The 24,899-nt window shown below is 33.4% G+C and carries 26 protein-coding genes; 20 read left to right on the top strand and 6 right to left on the bottom strand.

What is annotated here, in order from left to right; translation table 11 throughout:
- The first annotated feature begins 2 nt into the window (after window positions 1-2).
- From purM to purD, 4 genes are read left to right on the top strand one after another with little or no spacing between them, the layout of a single operon-like run.
- Window positions 3-1,034: a phosphoribosylformylglycinamidine cyclo-ligase gene (gene purM, locus ACMGE9_RS01700; RefSeq protein WP_414043530.1), complete on the top strand. Its 1,032-nt coding sequence runs from the start codon at window positions 3-5 to the stop codon at window positions 1,032-1,034.
- 2 nt (window positions 1,035-1,036) lie between these two features.
- Complete coding sequence (purN, locus tag ACMGE9_RS01695; protein WP_414043529.1) at window positions 1,037-1,603, top strand: phosphoribosylglycinamide formyltransferase; 567 nt, start codon at window positions 1,037-1,039, stop codon at window positions 1,601-1,603.
- 10 nt (window positions 1,604-1,613) lie between these two features.
- Complete coding sequence (gene purH / locus ACMGE9_RS01690) at window positions 1,614-3,092, top strand: bifunctional phosphoribosylaminoimidazolecarboxamide formyltransferase/IMP cyclohydrolase (RefSeq protein ID WP_414043528.1); 1,479 nt, start codon at window positions 1,614-1,616, stop codon at window positions 3,090-3,092.
- Window positions 3,093-3,101: 9 nt separating this feature from the next.
- Window positions 3,102-4,334 carry a phosphoribosylamine--glycine ligase gene (gene purD, locus ACMGE9_RS01685; protein ID WP_414043527.1) on the top strand — a complete coding sequence of 411 codons (1,233 nt, stop codon included), beginning with the start codon at window positions 3,102-3,104 and terminating at the stop codon, window positions 4,332-4,334.
- 34 nt (window positions 4,335-4,368) lie between these two features.
- Here purD and ACMGE9_RS01680 read toward each other — a convergent pair whose 3' ends face one another.
- Window positions 4,369-4,500 (bottom strand): hypothetical protein, encoded by a 132-nt coding sequence (locus ACMGE9_RS01680; RefSeq protein WP_414043526.1) that lies wholly within the window; start codon window positions 4,498-4,500, stop codon window positions 4,369-4,371.
- A gap of 141 nt (window positions 4,501-4,641) precedes the next feature.
- On the opposite strand from ACMGE9_RS01680, the gene auxA reads away from it, so the two are divergent.
- The 5 genes from auxA (at window position 4,642) to ptsP (ending at window position 10,107) form a co-directional block, all read left to right on the top strand.
- On the top strand, window positions 4,642-5,925 hold the full coding sequence (auxA, locus tag ACMGE9_RS01675; protein WP_414043525.1) for a lipoteichoic acid stability factor AuxA: 1,284 nt from the start codon (window positions 4,642-4,644) through the stop codon (window positions 5,923-5,925).
- Window positions 5,926-6,131: 206 nt separating this feature from the next.
- Window positions 6,132-7,301 carry a class I SAM-dependent rRNA methyltransferase gene (locus tag ACMGE9_RS01670; RefSeq protein ID WP_414043524.1) on the top strand — a complete coding sequence of 390 codons (1,170 nt, stop codon included), beginning with the start codon at window positions 6,132-6,134 and terminating at the stop codon, window positions 7,299-7,301.
- 88 nt (window positions 7,302-7,389) lie between these two features.
- Window positions 7,390-7,932 (top strand): DUF697 domain-containing protein, encoded by a 543-nt coding sequence (locus ACMGE9_RS01665; protein WP_414043523.1) that lies wholly within the window; start codon window positions 7,390-7,392, stop codon window positions 7,930-7,932.
- A gap of 199 nt (window positions 7,933-8,131) precedes the next feature.
- On the top strand, window positions 8,132-8,398 hold the full coding sequence (locus ACMGE9_RS01660; RefSeq protein WP_414043522.1) for a phosphocarrier protein HPr: 267 nt from the start codon (window positions 8,132-8,134) through the stop codon (window positions 8,396-8,398).
- Window positions 8,398-10,107, top strand: a complete 1,710-nt coding sequence (gene ptsP / locus ACMGE9_RS01655) for a phosphoenolpyruvate--protein phosphotransferase (RefSeq protein ID WP_414043521.1) — start codon at window positions 8,398-8,400, stop codon at window positions 10,105-10,107. Before ACMGE9_RS01660 ends, ptsP begins: the two co-directional genes overlap by 1 nt.
- A gap of 33 nt (window positions 10,108-10,140) precedes the next feature.
- Here the strand turns inward: ptsP and ACMGE9_RS01650 are convergent, their stop codons facing one another.
- Both ACMGE9_RS01650 and ACMGE9_RS01645 read right to left on the bottom strand, forming a co-directional pair.
- Window positions 10,141-10,971, bottom strand: coding sequence for a metallophosphoesterase (locus ACMGE9_RS01650; protein WP_414043520.1), 831 nt, complete (start codon window positions 10,969-10,971; stop codon window positions 10,141-10,143).
- Complete coding sequence (locus ACMGE9_RS01645; protein ID WP_414043519.1) at window positions 10,964-11,197, bottom strand: glutaredoxin family protein; 234 nt, start codon at window positions 11,195-11,197, stop codon at window positions 10,964-10,966. Before ACMGE9_RS01645 ends, ACMGE9_RS01650 begins: the two co-directional genes overlap by 8 nt.
- A 212-nt stretch (window positions 11,198-11,409) precedes the next feature.
- Between ACMGE9_RS01645 and ACMGE9_RS01640 the strand changes: the two genes are divergently transcribed.
- From ACMGE9_RS01640 to ACMGE9_RS01625, 4 genes are all read left to right on the top strand, one after another.
- Window positions 11,410-12,753, top strand: coding sequence for a cytochrome ubiquinol oxidase subunit I (locus ACMGE9_RS01640; RefSeq protein ID WP_414043518.1), 1,344 nt, complete (start codon window positions 11,410-11,412; stop codon window positions 12,751-12,753).
- Window positions 12,753-13,772: a cytochrome d ubiquinol oxidase subunit II gene (locus ACMGE9_RS01635; RefSeq protein ID WP_414043517.1), complete on the top strand. Its 1,020-nt coding sequence runs from the start codon at window positions 12,753-12,755 to the stop codon at window positions 13,770-13,772. Before ACMGE9_RS01640 ends, ACMGE9_RS01635 begins: the two co-directional genes overlap by 1 nt.
- A 12-nt stretch (window positions 13,773-13,784) precedes the next feature.
- A complete protein-coding gene (locus tag ACMGE9_RS01630) occupies window positions 13,785-14,447 on the top strand; it encodes a potassium channel family protein (RefSeq protein ID WP_414043516.1) in 663 nt (220 codons plus the stop codon).
- Window positions 14,448-14,564: 117 nt separating this feature from the next.
- On the top strand, window positions 14,565-15,068 hold the full coding sequence (locus ACMGE9_RS01625) for a DapH/DapD/GlmU-related protein (protein WP_414043515.1): 504 nt from the start codon (window positions 14,565-14,567) through the stop codon (window positions 15,066-15,068).
- 106 nt (window positions 15,069-15,174) lie between these two features.
- Here the strand turns inward: ACMGE9_RS01625 and rnjA are convergent, their stop codons facing one another.
- Window positions 15,175-16,872 carry a ribonuclease J1 gene (rnjA, locus tag ACMGE9_RS01620; RefSeq protein WP_414043514.1) on the bottom strand — a complete coding sequence of 566 codons (1,698 nt, stop codon included), beginning with the start codon at window positions 16,870-16,872 and terminating at the stop codon, window positions 15,175-15,177.
- On the bottom strand, window positions 16,873-17,085 hold the full coding sequence (locus ACMGE9_RS01615; protein ID WP_414043513.1) for a DNA-dependent RNA polymerase subunit epsilon: 213 nt from the start codon (window positions 17,083-17,085) through the stop codon (window positions 16,873-16,875). It lies immediately after the preceding gene.
- A gap of 237 nt (window positions 17,086-17,322) precedes the next feature.
- On the opposite strand from ACMGE9_RS01615, the gene ACMGE9_RS01610 reads away from it, so the two are divergent.
- Both ACMGE9_RS01610 and ACMGE9_RS01605 read left to right on the top strand, forming a co-directional pair.
- Window positions 17,323-18,099 carry a Cof-type HAD-IIB family hydrolase gene (locus ACMGE9_RS01610; RefSeq protein WP_414043512.1) on the top strand — a complete coding sequence of 259 codons (777 nt, stop codon included), beginning with the start codon at window positions 17,323-17,325 and terminating at the stop codon, window positions 18,097-18,099.
- Between the two features lie 11 nt (window positions 18,100-18,110).
- On the top strand, window positions 18,111-18,374 hold the full coding sequence (locus ACMGE9_RS01605; RefSeq protein WP_414043511.1) for a hypothetical protein: 264 nt from the start codon (window positions 18,111-18,113) through the stop codon (window positions 18,372-18,374).
- 86 nt (window positions 18,375-18,460) lie between these two features.
- Here ACMGE9_RS01605 and def read toward each other — a convergent pair whose 3' ends face one another.
- On the bottom strand, window positions 18,461-19,015 hold the full coding sequence (gene def / locus ACMGE9_RS01600; RefSeq protein ID WP_414043510.1) for a peptide deformylase: 555 nt from the start codon (window positions 19,013-19,015) through the stop codon (window positions 18,461-18,463).
- Window positions 19,016-19,135: 120 nt separating this feature from the next.
- Here def and ACMGE9_RS01595 point away from each other — a divergent pair, with 120 nt between their 5' ends.
- The 5 genes from ACMGE9_RS01595 to lpdA all read left to right on the top strand — a co-directional run bounded on the left by ACMGE9_RS01595 (window position 19,136) and on the right by lpdA (window position 24,879).
- Window positions 19,136-19,768, top strand: coding sequence for a YkyA family protein (locus tag ACMGE9_RS01595; RefSeq protein WP_414043509.1), 633 nt, complete (start codon window positions 19,136-19,138; stop codon window positions 19,766-19,768).
- 192 nt (window positions 19,769-19,960) lie between these two features.
- Window positions 19,961-21,076 (top strand): pyruvate dehydrogenase (acetyl-transferring) E1 component subunit alpha, encoded by a 1,116-nt coding sequence (gene pdhA, locus ACMGE9_RS01590; RefSeq protein ID WP_414043508.1) that lies wholly within the window; start codon window positions 19,961-19,963, stop codon window positions 21,074-21,076.
- Window positions 21,077-21,079: 3 nt separating this feature from the next.
- The gene (locus ACMGE9_RS01585) at window positions 21,080-22,057 is read left to right on the top strand and encodes an alpha-ketoacid dehydrogenase subunit beta (RefSeq protein ID WP_414043507.1); all 978 of its coding nucleotides are present in this window, start codon (window positions 21,080-21,082) and stop codon (window positions 22,055-22,057) included.
- 115 nt (window positions 22,058-22,172) lie between these two features.
- Window positions 22,173-23,468: a dihydrolipoamide acetyltransferase family protein gene (locus tag ACMGE9_RS01580; protein ID WP_414043506.1), complete on the top strand. Its 1,296-nt coding sequence runs from the start codon at window positions 22,173-22,175 to the stop codon at window positions 23,466-23,468.
- A 4-nt stretch (window positions 23,469-23,472) separates the two neighbouring features.
- Window positions 23,473-24,879 (top strand): dihydrolipoyl dehydrogenase, encoded by a 1,407-nt coding sequence (gene lpdA, locus ACMGE9_RS01575; RefSeq protein WP_414043505.1) that lies wholly within the window; start codon window positions 23,473-23,475, stop codon window positions 24,877-24,879.
- Window positions 24,880-24,899 lie beyond the last annotated feature (20 nt).

Below are 24,899 nucleotides of genomic sequence, written 5' to 3'. Positions count from 1 at the left end.
CCATGGCTGAAAGTTATAAAGCATCCGGTGTAGATATTCACGCGGGTTATGAAGCAGTAGAAAGAATGAAAAAGCACGTTGATAGAACAATGCGTAAAGAGGTACTTGGAGGATTAGGTAGTTTCGGTGCGGCATTCGATTTATCACAACTTAACATGAAGCAACCTGTTCTTGTATCTGGTACAGATGGTGTAGGGACAAAATTACGTTTAGCAATTGATTCAAACAAACACGATACGATTGGTATAGATGCAGTTGCAATGTGTGTGAATGATATTTTAACAACGGGTGCAATGCCACTTTATTTCTTAGACTACTTAGCGTTAAACAAAGTAGATCCAATCATTGTAGAACAAATTGTTAAAGGTGTAGCTGAAGGTTGTGTACAAAGTGAATGTGCATTAATCGGTGGCGAAACAGCTGAAATGGGTGATATGTATCATGTTGGTGATTACGATATCGCTGGCTTTGCTGTTGGTGCAGTAGAGAAACCTGAATACATCGATGGTTCAAAAATTGTTGAAGGCGATGTCATTTTAGGTTTAGCTTCAAGTGGTATTCATTCAAATGGCTATAGCTTAGTAAGAAAAATTATTAAAGATAATAATTTAGATTTAACTGCAGATTTTGCAGATGGTAAAACACTTTTAGATACTGTTTTAGAACCTACACGTATTTATGTAAAAGCAGCAAAAGCTGTTTTAGAAAATGCGAAAGTAAATGGTATGTGTCATGTTACAGGTGGCGGATTCATTGAAAATATTCCACGTGTCTTCCCTGAAGGTGTTTATCCAGCAATAGATGTAACTTCTATTCCAAAATTACCAATATTCGATTTATTACAGGAAAAAGGTAAAATCGATGTAATGGAAATGTACAATATTTTCAATATGGGTATCGGATTTATCTTTGTTGTAAATGAAAGCGAAGTTGAAAATATTCAATCTGTATTGCAATCACAATTAAATGAACAAGTTTACACGCTTGGTAAAGTCGTATCTGGTGATAAAGAAATAGAAATCACGGGGGTTTAAACATGAAGAAAGTTGCAATATTTGCTTCAGGTAATGGTTCAAATTATGAAAAAATCATGGAAAACATTCAAGCAAATTATTTAACTGAAATAGAAGTTGTTGGTCTATATACAGATAAACGTGAAGCATTTGCGATTGAACGCGCACGACGATTTAGAACACCTGTGCATATTTTCGAATTAAATCAATACGAAAATAAAGTGGCTTATGAAGAAGCAATTTTAAAACAACTCCACCGCGATGAAGTAGAATGGATCATTCTAGCAGGCTATATGAAGCTCATCGGTGACACGTTATTACATGAATATGAAGGTAAAATTTTAAATATTCATCCGTCGTTATTACCGAGTTTCCCAGGTAAAAATGCAGTTGGCCAAGCTCTACAATTTGGTGTGCGCGTAACGGGTGCCACAGTACATTATGTTGATAATGGAATGGACACAGGTAAAATCATTGATCAAATGAGTTGTCCAATTTACGAAGATGATACAGAAGAAACTTTACAACTACGTGTACAAAACCTTGAGTATGAATTATATCCAAGAGTAATCAAAAAAATAATTCAATAAGGAGCTTACAATGAAAAAAGCATTATTAAGTGTTTCAGATAAAACAGGAATCGTTGAATTTGCACAAAAATTAGTAGCAAATCACTTTGAAGTTTACTCTACAGGTGGTACAAAGAAGACATTAGAAGAAAATAATATTCCAGTAAAATCAGTCAGTGATTTAACGAACTTTCCTGAAATTATGGATGGACGTGTCAAAACATTACACCCAAATATTCACGGTGGTATTTTAGCTGATCGTGATAATAGTGAGCATGTAGCTGCGCTTGAAGAGCATAATATTGCACCAATCGACTTGGTTGCAGTGAATTTATATCCATTTGAAGCAACAGTTGCAAAGCCTGATGTTACAGAAGCTGATGCAATCGAAAATATCGATATCGGTGGACCAACTATGTTACGATCATCTGCTAAAAACTTTAAACACGTAATTACAGTTGTTGATCCGACTGATTACAATATAATCATTGAAAAAATTAAAACAGATACAGTAGATTACGAGTACCGTAAATCTTTAATGGTAAAAGTATTTGCGCACACAAATAAATATGACGAAGCAATTGTTAACTTCTTTAGCAATAACAAAGAAGCATTACGTTATGGTGAGAATCCTCACCAAGCTGCTGAATTTGTGAAAACGAGTGATGCGAATAACACGTTGGCTGGAGCAAAACAATTACATGGAAAACCATTAAGCTTTAACAATATTAAAGATGCAGATGCAACACTTTTCTTAGCTAAACAGTTTAATATTCCAGCGGCTGTGGCAGTTAAACATATGAATCCATGTGGTGTAGGTACAGGAGCTTCAATTGAGGAAGCTTTTGAAAATGCATATAATGCAGATAATCAGAGTATTTTTGGTGGTATCGTTGCTGTTAACCGTGAAGTAGATAAAGCGACAGCTGAAATCATGCATTCAATTTTCTTAGAAGTGATTATTGCCCCAAGCTTTAGCGCGGAAGCATTAGCAGTGTTAACACAAAAGAAAAACTTACGTTTACTTGAAATAGACATGTCTGTTGAAGCAAATGAAAAAGAATTCGTATCTGTTTCTGGTGGTTATTTAGTTCAGGATAAAGATTTATTAAACGTAAAAAAAGAAGATATGCGTGTCGTGACTGATACACAACCGACAGAAGCACAATGGAAAGCTATAGAGCTTGGATGGAAAGTTGTGAAGAGTGTAAAATCAAATGCTATAGTTTTAGCAAACGATAAGCAAACTGTTGGTATTGGTGCTGGACAAATGAACCGTGTCGGCTCAGCGAAGATTGCAATTGAACGTGCAATTGAAATAAACGATAACGTTGTAATGGCGAGTGATGGCTTCTTCCCAATGAGTGATACGGTTGAAACAGCTCATGCAGCAGGTATTAAATGTATCGTTCAACCTGGTGGCTCAATTAAAGATCAAGATTCAATTAATAAAGCGAATGAGTTTGGCATTGCCATGGTAATGACGGACGTTCGCCACTTTAAACACTAGGAGGCAGTTATGAAAGTATTAGTTATTGGTTCTGGTGGTAGAGAACATGCATTAATTAGAAAAATAGGTCAATCTGAGCGCGTAGAAGAAGTATTTGTCATTCGTGGGAATGAAGCGATGGCTCGTGAGGCAACTGTCGTAGATATCGCTGAAAATGATCAAGAGAAAATAGTCAATTTCGCAAAAGATAATCAAATAGATATAGTTGTCGTTGGACCAGAACAACCGTTAATCGATGGTTTAAGTGATCGATTAACTGCTGCTGGAATTAAAACATTTGGTCCCAACGCACGTGCAGCTCAAATGGAGGGATCTAAAGATTTTGCTAAAGTATTAATGGCGAAATATGATATTCCAACTGCGAATTATGAAACAATTGATAATAAAGAAGACGCGTTAGCATATGTAAAAGCACAAGGCACGCCGATTGTGATTAAGTATGATGGTTTAGCTGCAGGTAAAGGTGTCGTCGTAGCGATGGATGAGACCATGGCAAATGAAGCTATCAATGATTTTTATGCTGAGGAAGGTGCGAAAGTAGTCTTTGAAGAGTATTTAGAAGGTGAAGAATTTTCATTAATGGTATTTGTGAATGATGATTTCTGTATTCCTTTTGATACGATTGCACAAGACCATAAACGAGCATATGATGGTGATGCTGGTCCGAATACGGGTGGAATGGGTGCATACTGTCCAGTCAACCATATTAGTGAGAAAATCATTGAACGTACTAATAACGAAATTGTTTATCCTGTGGTTGAAGCGATGCATAAAGAAGGATTAAATTACTTTGGTATTCTATATGTTGGCGCGATCGTAACAGCAGATGGTCCAAAAGTGATTGAGTTTAATGCACGTTTTGGTGATCCAGAAGCACAAGTGTTATTACGCCGTTTAGACACAGACTTTATTGAACTTATTGAAGCAGTAGACCAAAAACAACCGTTAGATTTGGTTTGGCAAAACAAAACGATTTGTGGTGTTGTATTAGCTTCTAACGGTTATCCTGGAAACTATGATAAAGGTCATGTTGTAGAAGGTTATGATTATCAAAAAGATTACATTGTGTCAGCTTTAAAGCAAGTGGACGGACAGTGGGTTACAAATGGTGGTCGTGTGATGATTGCTCTAGGTGAAGGACAAGACCTTCAAGAAGCTCGAGTGAACAGTTACAAGTTAGTAGAGCACATAAAAAGTAAAGGTTTATTCTATCGTAATGATATTGGAAATAAAGGATTATAAACAAAAAGTCGCCTAAAGGCGACTTTTCTTTATATTATTCTAACGTTTTTTGAACATCCTCTTTTGTTTGCTCTAAGCCTTCGTTATTGTCATCTTTTTCTTGTTTCTCGTTATTTTCTTTCGCTAATTCAGCATCATTTTGAATTTCTTCGTATTTGTCAGTCATAATTATTTCCTCCTCATACTTTTGATAATTAATATATTCCCTACATTAATTTCACTAAACATTCTCATACTTAAGGATGATTTTTATGTATTTCAAAGACTTTTAATGAGTATTTTCATATAATGATATAGAGGTGGAAATATGAACTGGATTAAAAAAAATTTCGAAATCCTAATTGGTTATTTACTTGCTGTTGTGAGCATATTCTTAGGTATATTTATTATTTATCATGGTAAGCAAATCGCACATTTTAAGGACATCGCAGTAAACAAACTACATATGTATAATTTTTTTGATTTTATTAATATATATATTTTTGAACTCATTAAATTGCTCAGTCACTATATTAATAACTATCCAATTTTATATGGTGTAATATTAATTATTATAGGGCTATCATTTATATATGTGTCTAAAAAATTAAAAGAATCAACGATTTTTGATAAAACAATTGCTTATTATTATTTATTAACAGCAAGCTTGATTCTTGTCGCAATCATAGTCTTTTTGTTTGAAGTTTATGGTTTCTACTCATTATTTTATTTAATTTTCTTCATCGTACTTGTTTATTTTACGATAAATAGAAGAAAGCTCAATGAAAATTATCGAAAATTTCATTTTATTGTTTTAATCGCTATTTATGCGATAGCATATTTTATGTCACAATTGGCTGTATACGATAATTTGAATAAAGAAAAAGTTTTACCATTAGATGTCATGAGCATTAATTTTTTCTTTATTTCATTATTGATACTTGCAACACTTTGTTTAATCAATTATGTTTTCTTAAAAAGAACATTGCCTACTAAACAAGAGCAACAAGAAGACAAATTAAGTCGTAGAAATAAAAAGAAACGTGATTATCAAATTAATCGTAAGCTACAGGCTGGAACGAACTCGACAATTGAAAAACTTTCATCTACATCACTAAAGCTAGATGAAAAAATCATTCTAAGTTTTAAAAAAATGATGAATTGGATTCAAGAAAAAATTAATTTACAAGAAGACGATATTCCATTTTGGTTTAAACGTCCAAAGTGGATAAAGCCTTTTTTAGTAGAAATCCTATTGAGTGGATTGATGTTTATTATTACAATTATAGAATTGAATAATCGAAATATATTATTTGATGCGAGTAAATTTAATGTTGTAAAGATGCAATATTTTTACGAATGGATTAACCTTGTAGGTTTGTTAATCGTTATTATCGCTTATATATACTTTACTATTCGTATTCATTTGAAAAATAAAGGTCATTTTGGTCAACTGTTTAGTATTTCATTTTTAACGATAAAGATTGTAACAAGTATTTATTTAATGATTTTTAAAGGTATTAATTTGGCTCTCTTCATTCCACCTATAATGCTATTGATGTTTATCTTTGTAATCCCGCTTTATTTAATTCACATACGCAAGCATTACTAAAGTGCGTGATATAACACACATGGGTTATATTTTGTGAATTTATTATTGTGTACTACAACAATACAGTATATAATTAAAGAGTAAACAACAACCCATGGGGATGGGCGTTATTTTTCCAAATATAAATATTATCGGTAGGGTGCACTTCGGTGTAACCTACCTTTTTTGTGTTATAGTATAGATATTCAAAAAAAAGGAGTACAATTATGAAAAGAGTCACCCTCAAAAGAAACAAACAAGAAAAATTTAAACAAGGATATTTATTAATCGAAAACGATGATATTTATCAAAAAGATGATATTCACGAAGGTGAATTATTTACTGTACAATCTGATACAGCAGAACATTTGGGAACGTTTTACTGCGGTCTACAGAACAGAGGTTTTGGTTGGAAAGTAGATAGTGATTTTATATCGGCAATAGATACAAATTATTTTATAAAATTATTTGAACTAGCAAAAGCGTTTAGAACTTCGTTATTTAATGCTACTGACACGAATGCTTTCCGTTTATATAACGGTGAAGGCGATGGGCTGGGTGGTTTCACAATCGATAACTATGATGGTCATCTATTAATACAGTGGTATTCAAAAGGAATTTATAAATATAAAACTGCGATTGTTGAAGCAATTGTACAAGTGTTTGAGTATAAAAGTATATTTGAAAAATTAAGATATGATAAAAATGTTACAACCCATCAACTCACAGAAGAAAAAGTAGAGTTTCCTATTATGATTTTAGAGAATAATTTAAACTATATGATCGATTTAAATGAAGGTGCAATGACTGGATTATTTTTAGATCAACGTGATGTCCGTAAAAAATTATTGAAAATTGATACAAAGGGGAAAGAATTCTTAAATTTATTTGCATATTCTGGTGGATTCTCAATTGCAGCTGCAACTAATAATTATAATACAACCAACGTTGATATCGCAAAACGTTCTATTGAACTAATGGAACAAAACTTTGCAATTAATGATATAGATATTACGGCACAAAAATTTTTCACGCTTGATGCATTTGATGCATTAAAGTACTTTAATCGTCATTTAAATACATTTGATGTTATTGTTATAGATCCACCTAGTTTTTCACGTAACAAGAAGAAAGTTTTCTCAGTAAAAGATAACTACCATGAATTGATTACAGCTGCTGTACCGTTAGTAAATTACAATGGTTATCTTATTTTATCCACTAACGCATCAAATATTCAGTTAAAGCAATTTAGAACGATGATTGAGGAAACATTACAGCCCATTTGTAATTTTGAAATCGAGTCTGTTATGGGATTACCGAAAGACTTTAAAACTACAGATAAATATAAGGCATCAAAATATTTAAAAGTTGTTACCGTTAAAATTTTACCAGAGTAAACAGAGGAAATTGATTATATTTAAATTTTTCGGGAATAAAAACAAAAGGTATAAAACATACTTAAATTATTTTATGAGGTGATTTATCATGGGAATACTAGATACAGCTATTACGATGGCAACAAATGCAGTTGCTGCTAATAATAAGAAAAATGTGGCTAAGAAAGTCGTGAATCAATTACCGAAAAATGAAACAGATTTAATTGAACGACGTGAACGTTCTGAAAAATTAATTCATAATAAATCATTAATGAGTTCAGCAGCAGCAGTCATCCCAATACCAGGTATAGATGTTTCTGCCGATATGAAATTAATGACAGATATTATAGAAGAAATTAACTCTGAATATGGTTTAAGTCATAAACAGGTTAGTGGTTATTCAGATGAAATGAAACAAAAAATTATCTTCTCTGCCGCTAAAACAGGAAGTGATTTCATCGGTAAAAAGGTTACTAAAGGATTAGTAGCAGTCATTTTTAAGATGTTATTGCGTCGAGAAGTATTAAAACAATCTAAATGGGTACCTGTTATTGGACAGGCAGTCTCAGGAACGATTAGTTATTATATGATGAAACGTTTAGGTAAAGCACATATTGATAAGTGTGAAAAAGTAGCAAGAGACTTAATGTAAACGTTTGCAAAATATGTTTATTAGGCATAAATTTTACAATTTTATAACACTTTGAACATTGAAGAGACAAATGTTTGTTGTAATACACTCAATTAATTGAAGTTGACGCATTTATCTGATATATTATCTATCGTATAGACTAATTAAGTTATATATAAAAATAAACTGTTGCAAGTGCAACCAAAGGAGATTATTTATTATGGAACAACAATCTTACGTAATTATTGATGAAACAGGAATTCACGCACGTCCAGCTACAATGTTAGTACAAACTGCAAGTAAATTTGAATCTGATATTCAATTAGAATATAATGCTAAAAAAGTAAATTTAAAATCAATCATGGGTGTTATGAGTTTAGGTGTTGGTAAGGATGCTGAAATCACTATCTACGCTGAAGGATCTGACGAAAAAGAAGCAATCGAAGCGATTACAGATGTTTTAGTTAAAGAAGGTTTAAGTAAATAATGGCAAACTTACAAGGTATAGGCGCATCTGATGGTGTAGCAATTGCGAAAGCCTACCTTATGATTGAACCTGATTTATCTTTTTCAAATGAAAAGATATCAGATGTTGATGCTGAAGTTGAAAAATTCAAAGCTGCAATCAATCAATCAAAAGTAGAATTAACGCAAATCAGAAATAATGCTGAAGTGGCATTAGGTCCAGATAAAGCTGCAATTTTTGATGCTCATTTATTGATTTTAGAAGATCCAGAACTTATCAACCCTATGGAAGAGAATATTCGCAATAATCAAGTCAATGCAGCTACTGCATTAACTGAAGTATCATCAAACTTTGTAACAATATTTGAATCTATGGATAACGAATATATGAAAGAACGTGCAGCAGATATTAAAGATGTATCTAAGCGCGTATTATCACATATTTTAGGTGTAACTTTACCGAATCCAACCTTAATTGATGAGCCTGTAGTTATTATCGCAGAAGACTTAACGCCTTCTGATACAGCTCAATTAAATAAACAATTTGTTCAAGGATTTGCTACGAATATTGGCGGACGTACATCTCACTCTGCTATTATGAGTCGTTCATTAGAAATTCCAGCAGTTGTTGGAACAAAGGACGTTACTTCGCAAGTATCTCAAGGTGATTTCATTATCGTTGATGGTATTGCGGGTGAAGTTATCATTAATCCAGATGAAACTACAATTACTGCATATAAACAAAAGCAATCTGAATTCTTAGAAGAGAAAGAACTTTTAAAACAATTAGTAAATGATAAAACGGTTTCCTCTGAAGGAACGCATGTTGAATTAGCTGCTAACATTGGTACGCCTGAAGATTTAACAGGTGTTATTAATAACGGTGCTGAAGGTATCGGTTTATATCGTACTGAATTCTTATATATGGGACGCGACAATATGCCTTCTGAAGATGAACAATATGAAGCATATGCTAAAGTATTAAAAGAAATGAATGGTAAACGAGTTGTTGTTCGTACATTGGACATCGGTGGAGATAAAGAATTACCTTATTTAAATTTACCGAAAGAAATGAATCCATTTTTAGGATACAGAGCAATCCGTTTATGTTTAGCACAACCTGAAATCTTTAGACCGCAATTAAGAGCGTTATTACGTGCATCTGTACATGGTAATTTAAGTATCATGTTCCCAATGATTGCTACTATTAACGAATTCCGTGCAGCGAAAGCAATGTTAGAAGAAGAAAAAGAAAACTTAACAAAAGAAAAAATTAAATTCAGTGATAACATTGAATTAGGTATCATGGTTGAAATTCCATCCACTGCAGCTATGGCTGATGTTTTTGCAAAAGAAGTTGACTTCTTCAGTATTGGTACAAACGACTTAATTCAATACACGATGGCTGCTGACCGTATGTCTGAGCGTGTTTCTTATTTATATCAACCTTATAACCCAGCAATCTTACGTCTTGTGAAACAAGTGATAGATGCAAGTCATAAAGAGGGTAAATGGACTGGTATGTGTGGAGAAATGGCTGGAGATACAACGGCAATTCCATTACTATTAGGTTTAGGCTTGGATGAATTCTCAATGAGTGCGACAAGTATTTTGCGTGCACGTCGTCAAATTAAGAACTTAAGTCAGGTTGAAATGTCTAAAATTGCTGAGCAAGCATTAAATTGTGCAACTCAAGAAGAAGTTGTTCAACTTGTAGATCACTATTTATAAGAAAATAAAAAGAAGCTGAATTTCAGCTTCTTTTTATTTTACATAAATTTTTGTTATTTGCGATTTAGCAAAAAATCGAATAGGTAAATGTGTTGTACCTAAACCTCGTGATACATGTAAGTATAATATATTTTTTTTATATCTAAGTTTATGTAATCCTTTAAGGTATTTGCGTCCAAGTCCTGGTTTAATTGGAGCACCAATGAGTGGGAAGTAAATTTGACCGCCATGACTATGTCCAGATAGTTGGATGTTAACATTAAATTTCTTAACAAAGTCTGCATAATCAGGTTCATGTACAAGTGCGATGGTTGGATCATTTATGGCTATACGGTTACGTATAGCCTGTTCTATATTACCAGAAGCATTAAGAATATCATCAGTTCCACAAATATATATATTTTCATTTTCAAATTGAATGTATTTTCCAAAGTTATTCAAAACTTCAATATGACTGTTGAAGAGAACGGTTTCTAAATTTTTAGTGAGTTCACTACGTTGGTCATGATTTCCATATGAAAAGTATGTACCAAGTGGTGCTTTAATCGTTTTAAGTAATGGCACATAATCAAATGGATTCCCATCAAATTTTTCTAGGTTGTCAAACAAATCTCCTGTAATCATGACCATATCGGGACTCAAATCATTAATAATTTTGATATGTTCCATTAAATCATTATAATCATATTGAAATCCAATGTGTAAATCTGAAATATGGACGATACTAAGTGGACGTGTATGACGTTGCTGTAATACTTTAATCGAGATTTGGTTAATAGCAACTTTTTTAGGATTAGTATGGAACAAAGGTACGAGCTTTTTCCCAAATCGGTCAATCATACTAAACATTATATCTTTAAGCATCGTGTTGTACCATGTATGTTTCTATCGCCTCTATATCAGGTGTATAAAATAGTTGATTATCTATTTTAATAAGAGGAGTACTCATTGCATTGTAATCTATCATTTCGATTTTGTATGGCATATGATTAATGTTTTTTTCAGTAAAACTTATATCTTTTTGGTTAAAATACTGCTTAATAAATTCGCAGGGAGGACATGCATCTTGTGTGTATATTTCAATATTCATTATTAGTCATCTCTCTTTCATTGTTTTGCTATTCATACTATAGCGATTTTTGGATAAATATTCAATAAAATAGATTAATGTTGACTATTTTATATTTTGTAAGATTATTATCACAGATTTGTCACAAAACAAATGGGTGTTACCCTTTATATTAGTAGTGAGGTGTATTAAACTTAAAGTAATGTGAGTACAATCACAAAAGGAGGATAATCATGGATGGTGTTGTTTTAAGTCGTTTACTAACTGCAATGACGTTAGGTTTTCATATTATTTTTGCAACAATAGGTGTAGGTATGCCACTAATGATCATGATTACAGAAGGATTAGGGATTAAGTATAACAATCCTAAATACACTGCAATGGCAAGAAGATTTGCTAAGACCTTCACTATAACAGTGGCTGTCGGCGTTGTAACAGGTACAATCATTGGTTTACAATTATCAATTTTATGGCCATCTTTTATGCAATTGGGTGGGCAAGTAATTGCACTACCACTATTTATGGAAACATTTGCTTTCTTTTTTGAAGCAATTTTCTTAAGTATTTATTTATATACATGGGATCGTTTTAAAAATAAATGGACACATTGGTTACTTAATATACCTATTATCATTGGATCAACGTTAAGTGCATTATTTATTACGAGTGTGAACTCATTTATGAATACACCAGAAGGTTTTAATATTAAAAACGGTGTATTAGTTGATATAGATCCAATTCAAGCAATGTTGAATTCATCATTTTTAGTTCGTTCATTCCATGTTGTTACAACAGGTGGAATGACAATTGCATTCTGTATTGCGAGTGTTGCAGCAGTGAAATTATTACGTAATAAATTCCCAGAAGATAAAGATTATCACAAAAAAGCATTGAAAATGGCTATGATTGTTGGTCTTATTTTTAGTTTATTAACAATTTTAGCAGGGGATTTATCAGCGAAATTCTTACATAATGAGCAACCTGAAAAATTAGCTGCCATGGAATGGCACTTTGAGAGCGAAAATCGTGCTGATTTAGTATTATTTGGTGTATTAGATGAAGAAACACAAGAAGTAAAAGGTGCGATTAAGATTCCAGGTATGTTAAGTTTCTTAGCTGATAATAGTTTTGATACAACTGTTAAAGGTTTAAATGAAATACCTAAAGATGAACAACCACCATTAATTATTCATTATTTCTTTGATTTAATGGTTTTCTTCGGAATGTTTAGTTTCGCCGTGAGTGTGTTATATGTTATTTTTAATAAGTTTAAAAATAAACTGGCAACAAATACTTTTATGTTATATTTAATCGCATTAACGGGACCACTATGTATGTTAGCAATTGAGTTTGGTTGGTTCTTAGCAGAGATGGGACGTCAACCTTGGTTATTGCGTGGATACATGAAAGTTGCAGAAGGTGCTACACATGCTGATGGTGTGAGTCTTGTACTTGTTGCGTTTGCTGTTCTTTATTTAATTTTAGGTTTCTCATGTAGTTTCGTATTAATACGAATGTACAAAGATAAACCTGCCCAATTTGATGTAGATCAATATGCTAATGGAGGTGTCAAATAATGGACTATCAACACATTGGTATTTTAGTATTATGGACATTTTTATTTGGCTATGTTATTTTAGGCGCGATTGACTTTGGAGCAGGATTTTTTATATTATATGCAAAAGTTACTGGGCAAGAAAATGAATTAAGAGATGTTATTTCACGATATTTAAATCCAGTGTGGGAAGTAACAAACGTTTTCCTTGTATTTTTCTTTGTAGGAATCGTTGGATTCTTTCCTGACACTGCATATTACTTTGGATCAACCTTATTAATTCCTGTAAGTGTCGCATTATTATTACTTACAATTCGAGGTGCGTTCTATGCCTTTGAAACATACGGTAAAGACTCGAAATTGGCATGGGTAGCGTTATATGGGATTTCAGGATTGTTAATACCAGCAGCATTCTCGACGGTATTAACTATTTCAGAAGGGGGATTCATTACAAAGACCGCTAAGGGCGTAGAGCTGAAATGGTTTGAACTTTTGATGAGTCCATTCTCATGGAGTGTTGTATTCTTGTGTATCATATCAGTGCTATACATTTCATCAGCATTTTTAACTGTTTATGCTAAGAAAGCAAACGATTTACCTGCATATAAGATATTAAGAACTTGGTTTTTAATTTGGGCATTACCAATGTTGGTTATATGCCAATTTACATTTTTAAGTTTAAGACAGCAAAATAAAGAGCACTTCGATGTGGCAACGGGTGAATACTGGTGGTTATTTGGATTGAGTATCATATTTTTCTTAATCGCTTTCGCTTTATACTATTTAGAAAGAAATTTAGAAATTGCACTGATAATGGTAGTATTACAATATGCGACAGCTTTTTATGGCTATGGAATTTCTAAATTACCATACATTTTATACCCTTATGTTAATATGGATAAAGCTGTCGTGAATGAGACAATGGCTTTTAGTCTTGTTATCGTGTTTATTTTAGGTTTACTTTTATTACTTCCTTCTTTATATTTGTTATTAAGACTATTTGTATTCGATACTGAATATGTCAAAGGTAAGAGAAAGTAATGGAGGGATAGTATGGAGAAGGAATTTGTAGTCATTGGCTTAGGACGCTTTGGCGGTAGTATCGTAAAGGAATTAAATGCATTAGATATGGACGTAATGGCAATCGATTCTGACGAAGCACGTGTTAATGAATACGCAGATATTGCAACGCATGCAGTTATTGCGGATACGACTGATGAGAATGTTTTAAAAAGCTTAGGTATTCGTAATTTTGATCATGTTATTGTTGCAATAGGAGATAATATTCAAGCAAGTATTTTAACAACGCTTATTTTAAAAGATATTGGTGTAAAGAAAGTAACTGCAAAAGCACAAAATGATTATCATGCGAAAGTACTTAATAAGATTGGTGCTGACACTGTCGTACACCCTGAACGTGATATGGGTCGTCGTATAGCCCATAATGTAGCAAGTTCATCAGTATTGGATTATTTGGAGCTTTCTGACCAACACTCAATTGTAGAAATTAGAGCAGGACATACACTAGCTGGTAATTCGATACTTGATTTAGATATTCGTGCAAATTATGGACTCAATATCATTGCAGTAAAGCGAGGCAAGGAGATTATTGTTTCTCCAGATCCAACCGTTGAAATAGAAAATGGTGATATATTAATAATGATTGGTCATGATAATGACTTAAATCGATTTGAGAAAAAAATTGTTAATGATTAATATTTAAAACAAACTTATATTCATATAAGTTTGTTTTTTTATTATTTTCTTTTTTATTTATGTTATAATTAATTTGCATATTAATTTACAAATATTTCTTGAGGGGTTATTATAACTATGAAACAAATGATATACAGAAAAGTGTGGAATATTTGTATAAATAAAATAGCTGCAAGTAACTTTTTATCAATGAAATCTCGTGCAATTTTATATAAACAATTCAAAATGGATTTAGGTAACAGCAGATTGTTTGCAGGACAATTTTTTGTGACTAATAATATAAAAATTGGCAATGGCACTTTTATTAATTATAATTGTCTTTTTGAAAATTCCAATTCAAAAGTAACCATTGGTAAAAACTGTGATATTGCTATGAATGTCACTTTTTGTGGCGTTACACATGAAATTAGTTCAAGTGAACATAGAGCAGGGTTACTTATAGGTAAAGATATCACTGTAGGTGATGGCACATGGATAGGGACTAATGTAACGGTACTACCTAGTGTAACAATAGGAAAAGGATGTGTCATTGGGGCTGGTTCAGTAGTTAATAAGAAGTGTGTAGATAATGGATTATACGTTGGTGTACCAGCTAGATTAATTAGAATGCTTGAGACGTAAATATTATCATATATTGCTAAGAACTTAAGAAAAATTTGTATAAAAAAGACCAAAAGTATAGGTTATACTTTTGGTCTTTAAACTTTTATTCTAATGTTTCTATATCTTATTTAATTGTATCTTTACTATTTTTATTAACATCCATAATCATAGGTAGAATCATTGGTTTGCGTTTAGTCTTTTCATATAGATACGGTGACAAGCTTTCTGAAATGACGTTCTTAATATGGTGCCATTCAAGTTCTTCACCAGAATTTAATTTTTCAATTACTTTCTTCTTCAATAGTCGACTTGCATCATAAATTAAATGACCAGATTCACGCATATATACGAATCCACGAGAAATAATATCTGGTCCACTGAGTAATTGATTCGTTGTAAAGTCAATACTAACAACGACAATTACTAAACCTTCTTCAGATAATATCTTACGGTCTTTAATCACCACATTACCAATATCTCCTATACCACTACCATCAACTAAAATATTGCCAGAAGTAACTCTACCACCAAATCTTGCACTATCTTTCGTTAGCGCTAATATATCACCATTTTCATGAATAAATACATTGTCAGGGTGAACACCACAGTCAACACCGAGTTGTCCATGAAGACTTTGCATACGATACTCACCATGAATTGGCATAAAGAACTTTGGTTTCATTAATCGAAGCATCAATTTTTGCTCTTCTTGAGAACCATGTCCCGATGTGTGGATGTTTGATAATTTACCGTGTATTACATCAGCACCTGCTTTATATAAAGCGTTGATTGTTCGGTTGACACTCAATGTGTTACCAGGTATCGGAGAAGATGAGAAGATAACAGTATCATCTGGAATAATTGAAATTTGACGGTGCGTACCATTTGCAATTCGAGAAAGTGCTGCCATCGGTTCTCCTTGAGAGCCAGTACATAAGATTAATAATTTATGCTTAGGAATACTGTTAATCTTATTCGATTCAACAAACGTTTCAGGTGGTACTTTAATATATCCAAGTTCTGTACCGATTTTAATATTGTTCTCCATAGAACGACCGAATATAACAATCTTACGATCAAACTTTACAGCTGCCTCAATTGCTTGTTGAACACGATAAATGTTTGATGCAAATGTCGCGAAAATAATACGCCCATTACATTTTCTAAAAATTTGTTCAACGTTTTGACCCACTTCGCGTTCACTAATAGTAAAATTAGGAATTTCAGCATTCGTTGAGTCAGATAATAAACATAGTACACCTTCTTCACCGAGCTGAGCCATTTTTGCTATGTTAGCTGGTTCGCCAACAGGTGTAAAGTCGAATTTAAAGTCCCCTGTATGCACAATCTTGCCTTCTGGAGTATCGACGATTACGCCGTAAGCTTCAGGAATTGAGTGTGTCGTTAAATAAAAAGATACCTTTAAATGTTTAAATTCAAAAACACTATCTTCTGTAATTGGATTTAAACTTGCCGTTCTCAATAACCCATGTTCTTCTAATTTATTTCGAATTAATCCTAACGCTAAAGGACCCCCGTAAATTGGAATATTTAATTGTTTTAATAAGAATGGCACACCACCAATATGATCTTCGTGACCATGAGTAATGAATAATCCTTTTATACGTTCTTGGTTTTGTACCAAGTATGTATAATCAGGAATGACATAATCGATACCAAGTAACTCGTCCTCGGGAAACTTGATACCTGCATCAATGACGATAATTTCATCATGATACTCAACGGCGTAGGTATTTTTACCGATTTCACCCATTCCACCAAGGGCGAATACACCGACTTCATTCTTTTGTAAAGGCTTCATTTAGATAGTCTCCACGTTATAGTTTTCAGCTTTTTGTTCATACTCTAGATGAGCACCTTGTAATTCTTGAACAAATTCAATGTTATAAGGACGATCGAGTAAATATCTTCTAACCTGCTCTTCGCTAACGGCTTCGAAATATTTAACCTGTGTGTTCTCACGAATAATTACTTCACTTTTGTCTTCTTGAAAAAATACTTTAAAAATTGCCATTTATAAATAGCCTCCTCGTTAATATATATACATAAAGAATGCCCTAGAAGTCTAGGGCTAAACATAAACCGTACAAGACATTTATATTAAATGTATAAGTATTATTATCTTACATGAATTAATATGGTAGTGTAAAGTCTTTGCATATAACTTCTTAATATATATAATAATACATTTTTGAATTAAAGCGTACAAAAAGGTACACTAAAGATAAATAATTAGCATGGAGGCAGACAAATGAAACAGCATTTAATATTTTTTGATATTGATGGCACACTTTATAATGACGATAAAGTGATGAGTGAAGCAACAAAGAAAACGATTAATGTATTACAGGAAAATGGGCATATATTAGCGATTGCAACGGGGCGTGCACCGTTCATGCTTCAAGATGTTCTGAAAGAAACCGGTATTAAAAATTATATTTCATTTAATGGTCAGTTCGCAAAGATGAATGGTGAAATAGTTTATGAAAATCCACTAGATTTAGAATCATTAAAAAAATTAGAGATCGATGCAACTGCTAACAATCACCCATTAGTCTTTTTAAATGAACATGAAATGGTTTCAAATATTGAATATCATGATTATATTAAAGAAAGTATTGGTACATTAAAATTTGATCATCCAAGACATGAAGTAAATTTCTATCTTGATAAGCCGATTTATCAAACGTTGCTCTTTAATACACCAGAAGAAGATATTTACTATGACGGGAAGTATGACAAAATTAGATTTATTCGATGGCATGAAATGAGTCGCGATGTAGTGCCAACAGGGGGATCTAAATTTGAAGGGATTAAGAAAGTGAGTGAAGTACTTAATATTCCAGTCGAGGACTGTATTGCCGTAGGTGACGGCAATAATGACTTAGAAATGATAGAAGGCGTTGGATTAGGTATCGTGATGGGAAATGGAGTCGATGCACTAAAAGAAGTAGCAGATTATGTAACGGATGATGTAAATAATGAAGGTATTATGAAAGCATTTAAGCATTTTAAACTAATAGATTAAAGGTGAATAGTATGAAAACGATAGAAGAAATAAAAACGAATATTTTAAGTGCCAACACCCATGAAGTATTAACGCTTGATTATATAGAGTTTAATAAACGTAGGAATGAAGTAACTATGAATTATGTATATCAGAAATTTAATCCAGTAGAAGTACATACAGCTCCTCATGTCACAGATCCAGAGATGATGGATATATCTACGATGCGTACTTTAATGAGATTTTTAGATGATGAAGGTATTCGATACGAAGAAAGAAATGATGACTTTATTTAATGAACGATTTTTTTTATGCGTTCAAAATGTGATAAAAAAGCTCCGAAACAGCTGATGATATCAATCGTTGTTTCGGAGCCTTTTGCTTATTGGACTGCTATAGCATTATCTTGAACTTCCATTGGATTTTCTTTGTTGATATGATCATAAAACATTACGCCATTTAAATGGTCGATTTCATGTTGTGCTACTATCGCACTGAAGTCTTTTAAGCGTAATTTAACTTCCTTGCCATCTGGTTTAAAGGCTTTAACTGTAATACGTGCATAACGATGCACGAGACCCGGGATGTTCTCATCTACACTCAAACATCCCTCACCAGTTGGTAAATATGCTTTTTCTACACTGTGACTTATTATTTTAGGATTTATCAACTGATGTTCAACATATTTTTCATTTTTTTCATCGTAAAAATAAATGGCGAGCATACGTTTTTTATGGTTAAGTTGCGGAGCTGCGATGCCTACACCACTTCTTAAATTATATTTTTTTGAAAGAGCATCATCTTGACTCATCTTTAAAAATTCTAGCATTTCGTCAATTAATTTTTTGTTTTCTTCAGATAGTGGAAACTTAACCTCCTGAGCTTTTTCTCGTAAAGTTGGGTGTCCATCTCTTATAACATCATTCATTGTTAGCATAAATACATCTCCTTTATTAATATAAAATATATCAGATTACGATTCGAAATGCATTATATACATTGAAATAAAAGGAAAAAAGATATAACATGATAATCATAAAAAGAGGAGGAAATTAGTATGAATTGTATAAAGGGAGTTTTGCTTTTAGTTTTAATGGCATTACTCGTTGCTTGTTCAAATAAAACTGCTGATTTAGAAGCATTTTACAAACAAGTAGATGAAGCAAATAAAAATGAAAAACAAATTGTGAAAGCAAGTGAAAATTTAGAAAAACTTGAGAATACTAAATTACAATTATTTAATAAAGTGAATAAAGCGAAGGCTGATCAAATGAACGGTTTAGCTGATGATTTAATTAAAAATACCAATGAACGAAAACAGATTGCTGAAAAAGAGTCAATAGCGATGGGGAAGTCTAAACAAATTTTTGAAGCATCAAAAAAGGATGCTAAAGCTATTGCTGATAAAACACAGAAAAAGCATGTAGAAAAGTTAGTCATTGTTTTAGAAGATAAATACGCTAAACATGAGTCGATGATGAATTCATATCACGAAATATTGATTAAAGAACTAGACTTATTTAATTATTTAAAAGAAGATGTCATCGACAAAAAATTAGTAAACAAAAAGATTGCAGCACTTTCAAAGTTATATGAAAAGTTCCAACTGAAAACAGATGATTATACTAAAACTACACGTGATGTGGAACAAGTGAAGAAACCGATTGTAAAAACTTTAAATGAAGCGTGATTTTTGTGTCAAAATTGTTAAAATGAAAGCGTTTACTGATATATAACAGTAAAATTATTGTGGTAATACAGCGCTCGTAACCATAGTTATGACGCTGTTTTTTCTTTTATATCTTTTTCTTTATCTGTAATACACAAATATGATATGATAGATAATGTAATTAAAACAAAATTGAAAGGTTTGGTGAAAAGAATGGCTCTTAAGAAGAAAGCCCCATTCGACGCTGTTTCAAATTTACGTGAAATCGAAGAGAAATTTGAAGTAGTACAAGTATTAGATTTAGACGGAAATGTAGTTAATGAAGAGTATATGCCTGAATTAACTGACGAACAATTAGTAGAATTAATGGAAAGAATGGTCTGGACGAGATTATTAGACCAACGTTCTATCTCATTAAACAGACAAGGTCGATTAGGTTTCTACGCACCAACAGCTGGACAAGAAGCATCTCAATTAGCGTCTCATTATGCTTTAGAGAAAGATGACTTCATTTTACCAGGTTACCGTGACGTGCCTCAATTAATCTGGCAAGGTTTACCTTTAACAAAAGCATTCTTATGGTCAAGAGGACACTTTATCGGTTCTCAGATGCCTGAAGGTATGAACGCATTGGCACCACAAATCATCATAGGTGCGCAATATGTTCAAACTGCTGGGGTAGCTTTAGGTCTAAAAAAACGTGGTACAAAAGCAGTAGCAATTACATACACTGGTGACGGTGGTACTTCGCAAGGTGATTTCTATGAAGGTATTAACTTTGCATCTGCTTACAAAGCACCTGCAATCTTCGTTATCCAAAACAATAACTATGCAATCTCTACACCACGTAGTAAACAAACTGCAGCTAAAACTTTAGCACAAAAAGCAGTTGCGGCTGGTATTCCTGGTATCGTAGTAGACGGTATGGATGCATTAGCAGTTTACTACGCAACAAAAGAAGCGCGTGATAGAGCAGTTGCGGGTGAAGGTCCAACATTAATTGAAACAATTACTTATAGATATGGTCCACATACAATGGCTGGGGATGACCCAACACGTTACAGAACTTCTGACGAGGATGCTGAATGGGTTAAGAAAGATCCATTAGTTCGTTTCCGTAAGTTCTTAGAAAACAAAGGTTTATGGACTGAAGAAAAAGAAAACGAAATAATCGAAAAAGCGAAAGAAGATATTAAAAATGCAATTAAAGAGGCAGATGCAACTCCAAAACAAACTGTTTCGCAATTAATTGAATTAATGTATACAGAAGAAATGCCTTTCAATTTAAAAGAACAATATGAAATTCATAAAGAGAAGGAGTCGAAGTAAGTCATGGCACAATTAACGATGATTCAAGCAATTACAAATGCACTTCAAACTGAACTTAAAAATGACGAAAACGTTTTAGTATTCGGAGAAGACGTTGGTGTCAACGGTGGTGTATTCCGTGCGACTGAAGGACTTCAAAAAGAATTCGGTGAAGATCGTGTATTCGATACACCACTTGCAGAATCAGGTATTGGTGGTTTAGCAGTTGGTTTCACTTTAACGGGTTACCGTCCTGTTATGGAAATCCAATTCTTTGGTTTCGTATTCGAAGTATTCGATTCTTTAGCAGCACAATTATCACGTCAAAGCTTCCGTTCAGGCGGTACTAAATCGGCTCCGGTTGTAATCCGTTCACCTTTTGGTGGTGGTGTGCATACTCCTGAATTACACGCAGATAATTTAGAAGGATTAGTTGCTCAAACACCAGGTTTAAAAGTAGTTATTCCTTCAAGTCCTTATGATGCAAAAGGATTATTAATCTCTGCAATTAGAGACAATGACCCAGTTGTATTCTTAGAGCATATGAAATTATACCGTTCTTTCCGTGAAGAAGTACCTGAAGAAGAGTACACAATCGAAATCGGTAAAGCAGCTGTGAAACAAGAAGGTACTGACCTTTCTATCATCACTTACGGTGCAATGGTTCAAGAATCAATGAAAGCTGCTGAAGAGTTAGCAAAAGACGGTCACTCAATCGAAGTTATCGATTTACGTACAGTTCAACCATTAGATATTGAAACAATTATTGCTTCAGTTGAAAAAACTGGCCGTGTTGTAGTAGTGCAAGAAGCTCAGAAGCAAGCTGGTGTTGGGGCTACTGTTGTATCTGAAATCTCAGAACGTGCAGTATTATCATTAGAAGCACCTATTGCTCGTGTTGCAGCTAGCGATACTGCTTACCCATATACGCAAGCTGAAAACGTTTGGTTACCAAACAAAGAAGATATTATTGAAGCAGCTAAAAAGACTTTAGAATTCTAATATGAATTTTAATATCTTGTTATAGCACATCGTGAAAAGTAACATTGCTTTGACTTTGTTACTTTTCATCATTTATAAAATTATTAATTAAATTAATTCTTAGGAGGAATTTATTGTGGCATTTGAATTTAAATTACCCGCTCTTGGTGAGGGGATTTTTGAAGGTGAAATCGTAAAGTGGTTCGTAGCAGCTGGAGATAACATCGCAGAAGACGATATTTTATGTGAAGTACAAAATGATAAATCAGTAGTAGAAATTCCATCTCCTGTTTCAGGAACAATCAACACAATCGTAGCAGAAGAAGGAACAGTTGCAAATTTAGGTGACGTTATCGTAACTATCGATTCTGATGATGCTCATGCTCAGGACGCAGCTGCAGAAAAAGAAGCAGAAGCACCTGCAGAAGTTAAAGAAGAAGCTAAAGCAGAAGCACCAAAAGCTGATGCACCTGTTGCACCAGCTGGAGAAATAGATGAAAAACGTCGCGTTATCGCTATGCCTTCAGTACGTAAATTTGCACGTGAACAAGGTGTAAATATTAAAGCAGTTACTGGAACTGGTAAAAACGGTCGTGTTATCAAAGACGATATCACTGCATACTTAAATGGTGGCGCAACTGCTGCTGTAGCATCAGAAGCTCCAAAAGCTGACACTGCGGCATCAACTGAAAAAGCTGCACCACAACCAATTGCAGCACCAGAAGGTGAATTCCCAGAAACACGCGAAAAAATTCCTGCTATGCGTAAAGCAATTGCTAAAGCAATGGTTAATTCTAAACATACTGCACCTCACGTAACATTAATGGATGAAATCGAAGTTCAAGCACTTTGGGATCACCGTAAGAAATTCAAAGAAGTTGCAGCAGAACAAGGTACTAAATTAACATTCTTACCATACGTTGTTAAAGCTTTAGTTTCAGCATTAAAAGCTTATCCAGCATTAAACACTTCATTAGATGATGCAACTGAAGAAGTAGTACACAAACATTACTACAATATCGGTATTGCAGCTGACACTGACCGTGGTTTATTAGTTCCAGTCGTTAAAAATGCAGACCGTAAATCAATCTTCGCAATTTCTGATGAAATTAACGAATTAGCAGTAAAAGCGCGTGATGGAAAACTTTCTCCTAGCGAAATGAAGGGTGCTTCATGTACAATTAGTAATATAGGTTCAGCTGGTGGACAATGGTTCACTCCTGTAATTAATCACCCTGAAGTAGCAATCTTAGGTATCGGTCGTATTGCTCAAAAAGCAATCGTTAAAGACGGAGAAATCGTTGCTGCACCAGTATTAGCATTATCATTAAGTTTTGACCACCGTCAAATTGATGGTGCAACAGGACAAAATGCTATGAATCATATTAAGCGTTTATTAAATAATCCAGAATTATTATTAATGGAGGGGTAAGCAAATGGTAGTTGGAGATTTTCCTATTGAAACAGACACTATTGTCATTGGAGCAGGTCCTGGAGGATACGTTGCAGCAATTCGTGCAGCACAATTAGGACAAAAAGTAACAATTGTAGAAAAAGGAAGTTTAGGTGGCGTTTGTTTAAACGTTGGTTGTATTCCATCAAAAGCTTTATTATCTGCATCTCATAAATATGAGACAGCTATTCATTCTGAGGAATTCGGAATTAAAGCTGAGAACGTTACTGTAGATTTCTCTAAAGTTCAAGAATTCAAAGGCGGCGTTGTTAAGAAATTAACTGGCGGTGTTGGCGCATTATTAAAAGGTAACAAAGTTGAAATCGTTGAAGGTGAAGCTTATTTCGTTGATCAAAACAACTTAAAAGTTATGACTGAAAAAGCTTCTCAAACTTATACTTTCAAACATGCAATCATCGCAACTGGATCACGTCCTATTGAAATTCCAAACTTCAAATTTAACAAACGTGTAATTGATTCAACAGGTGCATTAGCATTAACTGAAATTCCAAAAAGCTTAGTAGTTGTTGGAGGCGGATACATCGGTTCTGAATTAGGAACTGCTTACGCTAACTTCGGTACTAAAGTTACTATTTTAGAAGGGTCTAAAGATATTTTAGGTGGATTCGAAAAACAAATGACACAAGTTGTTAAAAAAGGTCTTAAAGCTAAAGGTGTAGACATTGTTACTGAAGCAATGGCTAAATCAGCTGAAGAGAGCGAAACTGGTGTTAAAGTAACTTATGAAGTTAAAGGTGAAACACAAGTGATTGAAGCGGACTACTGTTTAGTAACTGTAGGACGTCGTCCTAACACTGAAGAAATTGGTTTAGAATCATTAGGTGTAAAATTAACTGAACGTGGTTTAGTTGAAGTTAATGAAGAAAGTCGTTCTTCAGTAGAAAATATCTTTGCAATTGGAGATATCGTTGCGGGTCCTCCACTTGCTCACAAAGCTTCATACGAAGGTAAAGTTGCTGCTGAAGTTATCTCTGGTGAAAAATCAGAAGTTGACTACTTAGCAATCCCTGCTGTATGTTTCACTGAGCCTGAATTAGCAACTGTAGGTTATACAGAAGCTATGGCTAAAGAAGAAGGTTTAGAATACAAAGCTTCTAAATTCCCATATGCAGCTAATGGCCGTGCATTATCTATTGGTGAAACTGATGGATTCTTAAAATTAATCACATTAAAAGAAGATGGTTTATTAATTGGAGCTCAAATCGCTGGTTCTGGAGCATCAGATATGATCGCAGAATTAGGATTAGCAATTGAAACTGGTATGACAGCTGAAGATATCGCATTAACTATCCATGCTCATCCATCTTTAGGTGAAATTACAATGGAAGCAGCTGAAGTTGCAATGGGTAGCCCAATCCACACTATGTAATTAATACTTACAAATTATTA

It is taken from the genome of Macrococcus animalis (genome assembly GCF_047425875.1).
Classification (GTDB): domain Bacteria; phylum Bacillota; class Bacilli; order Staphylococcales; family Staphylococcaceae; genus Macrococcoides; species Macrococcoides animalis.
The sequence above is the reverse complement of the archived record's forward strand: the minus strand, read 5'-3'. Positions and strand labels throughout refer to the sequence as shown.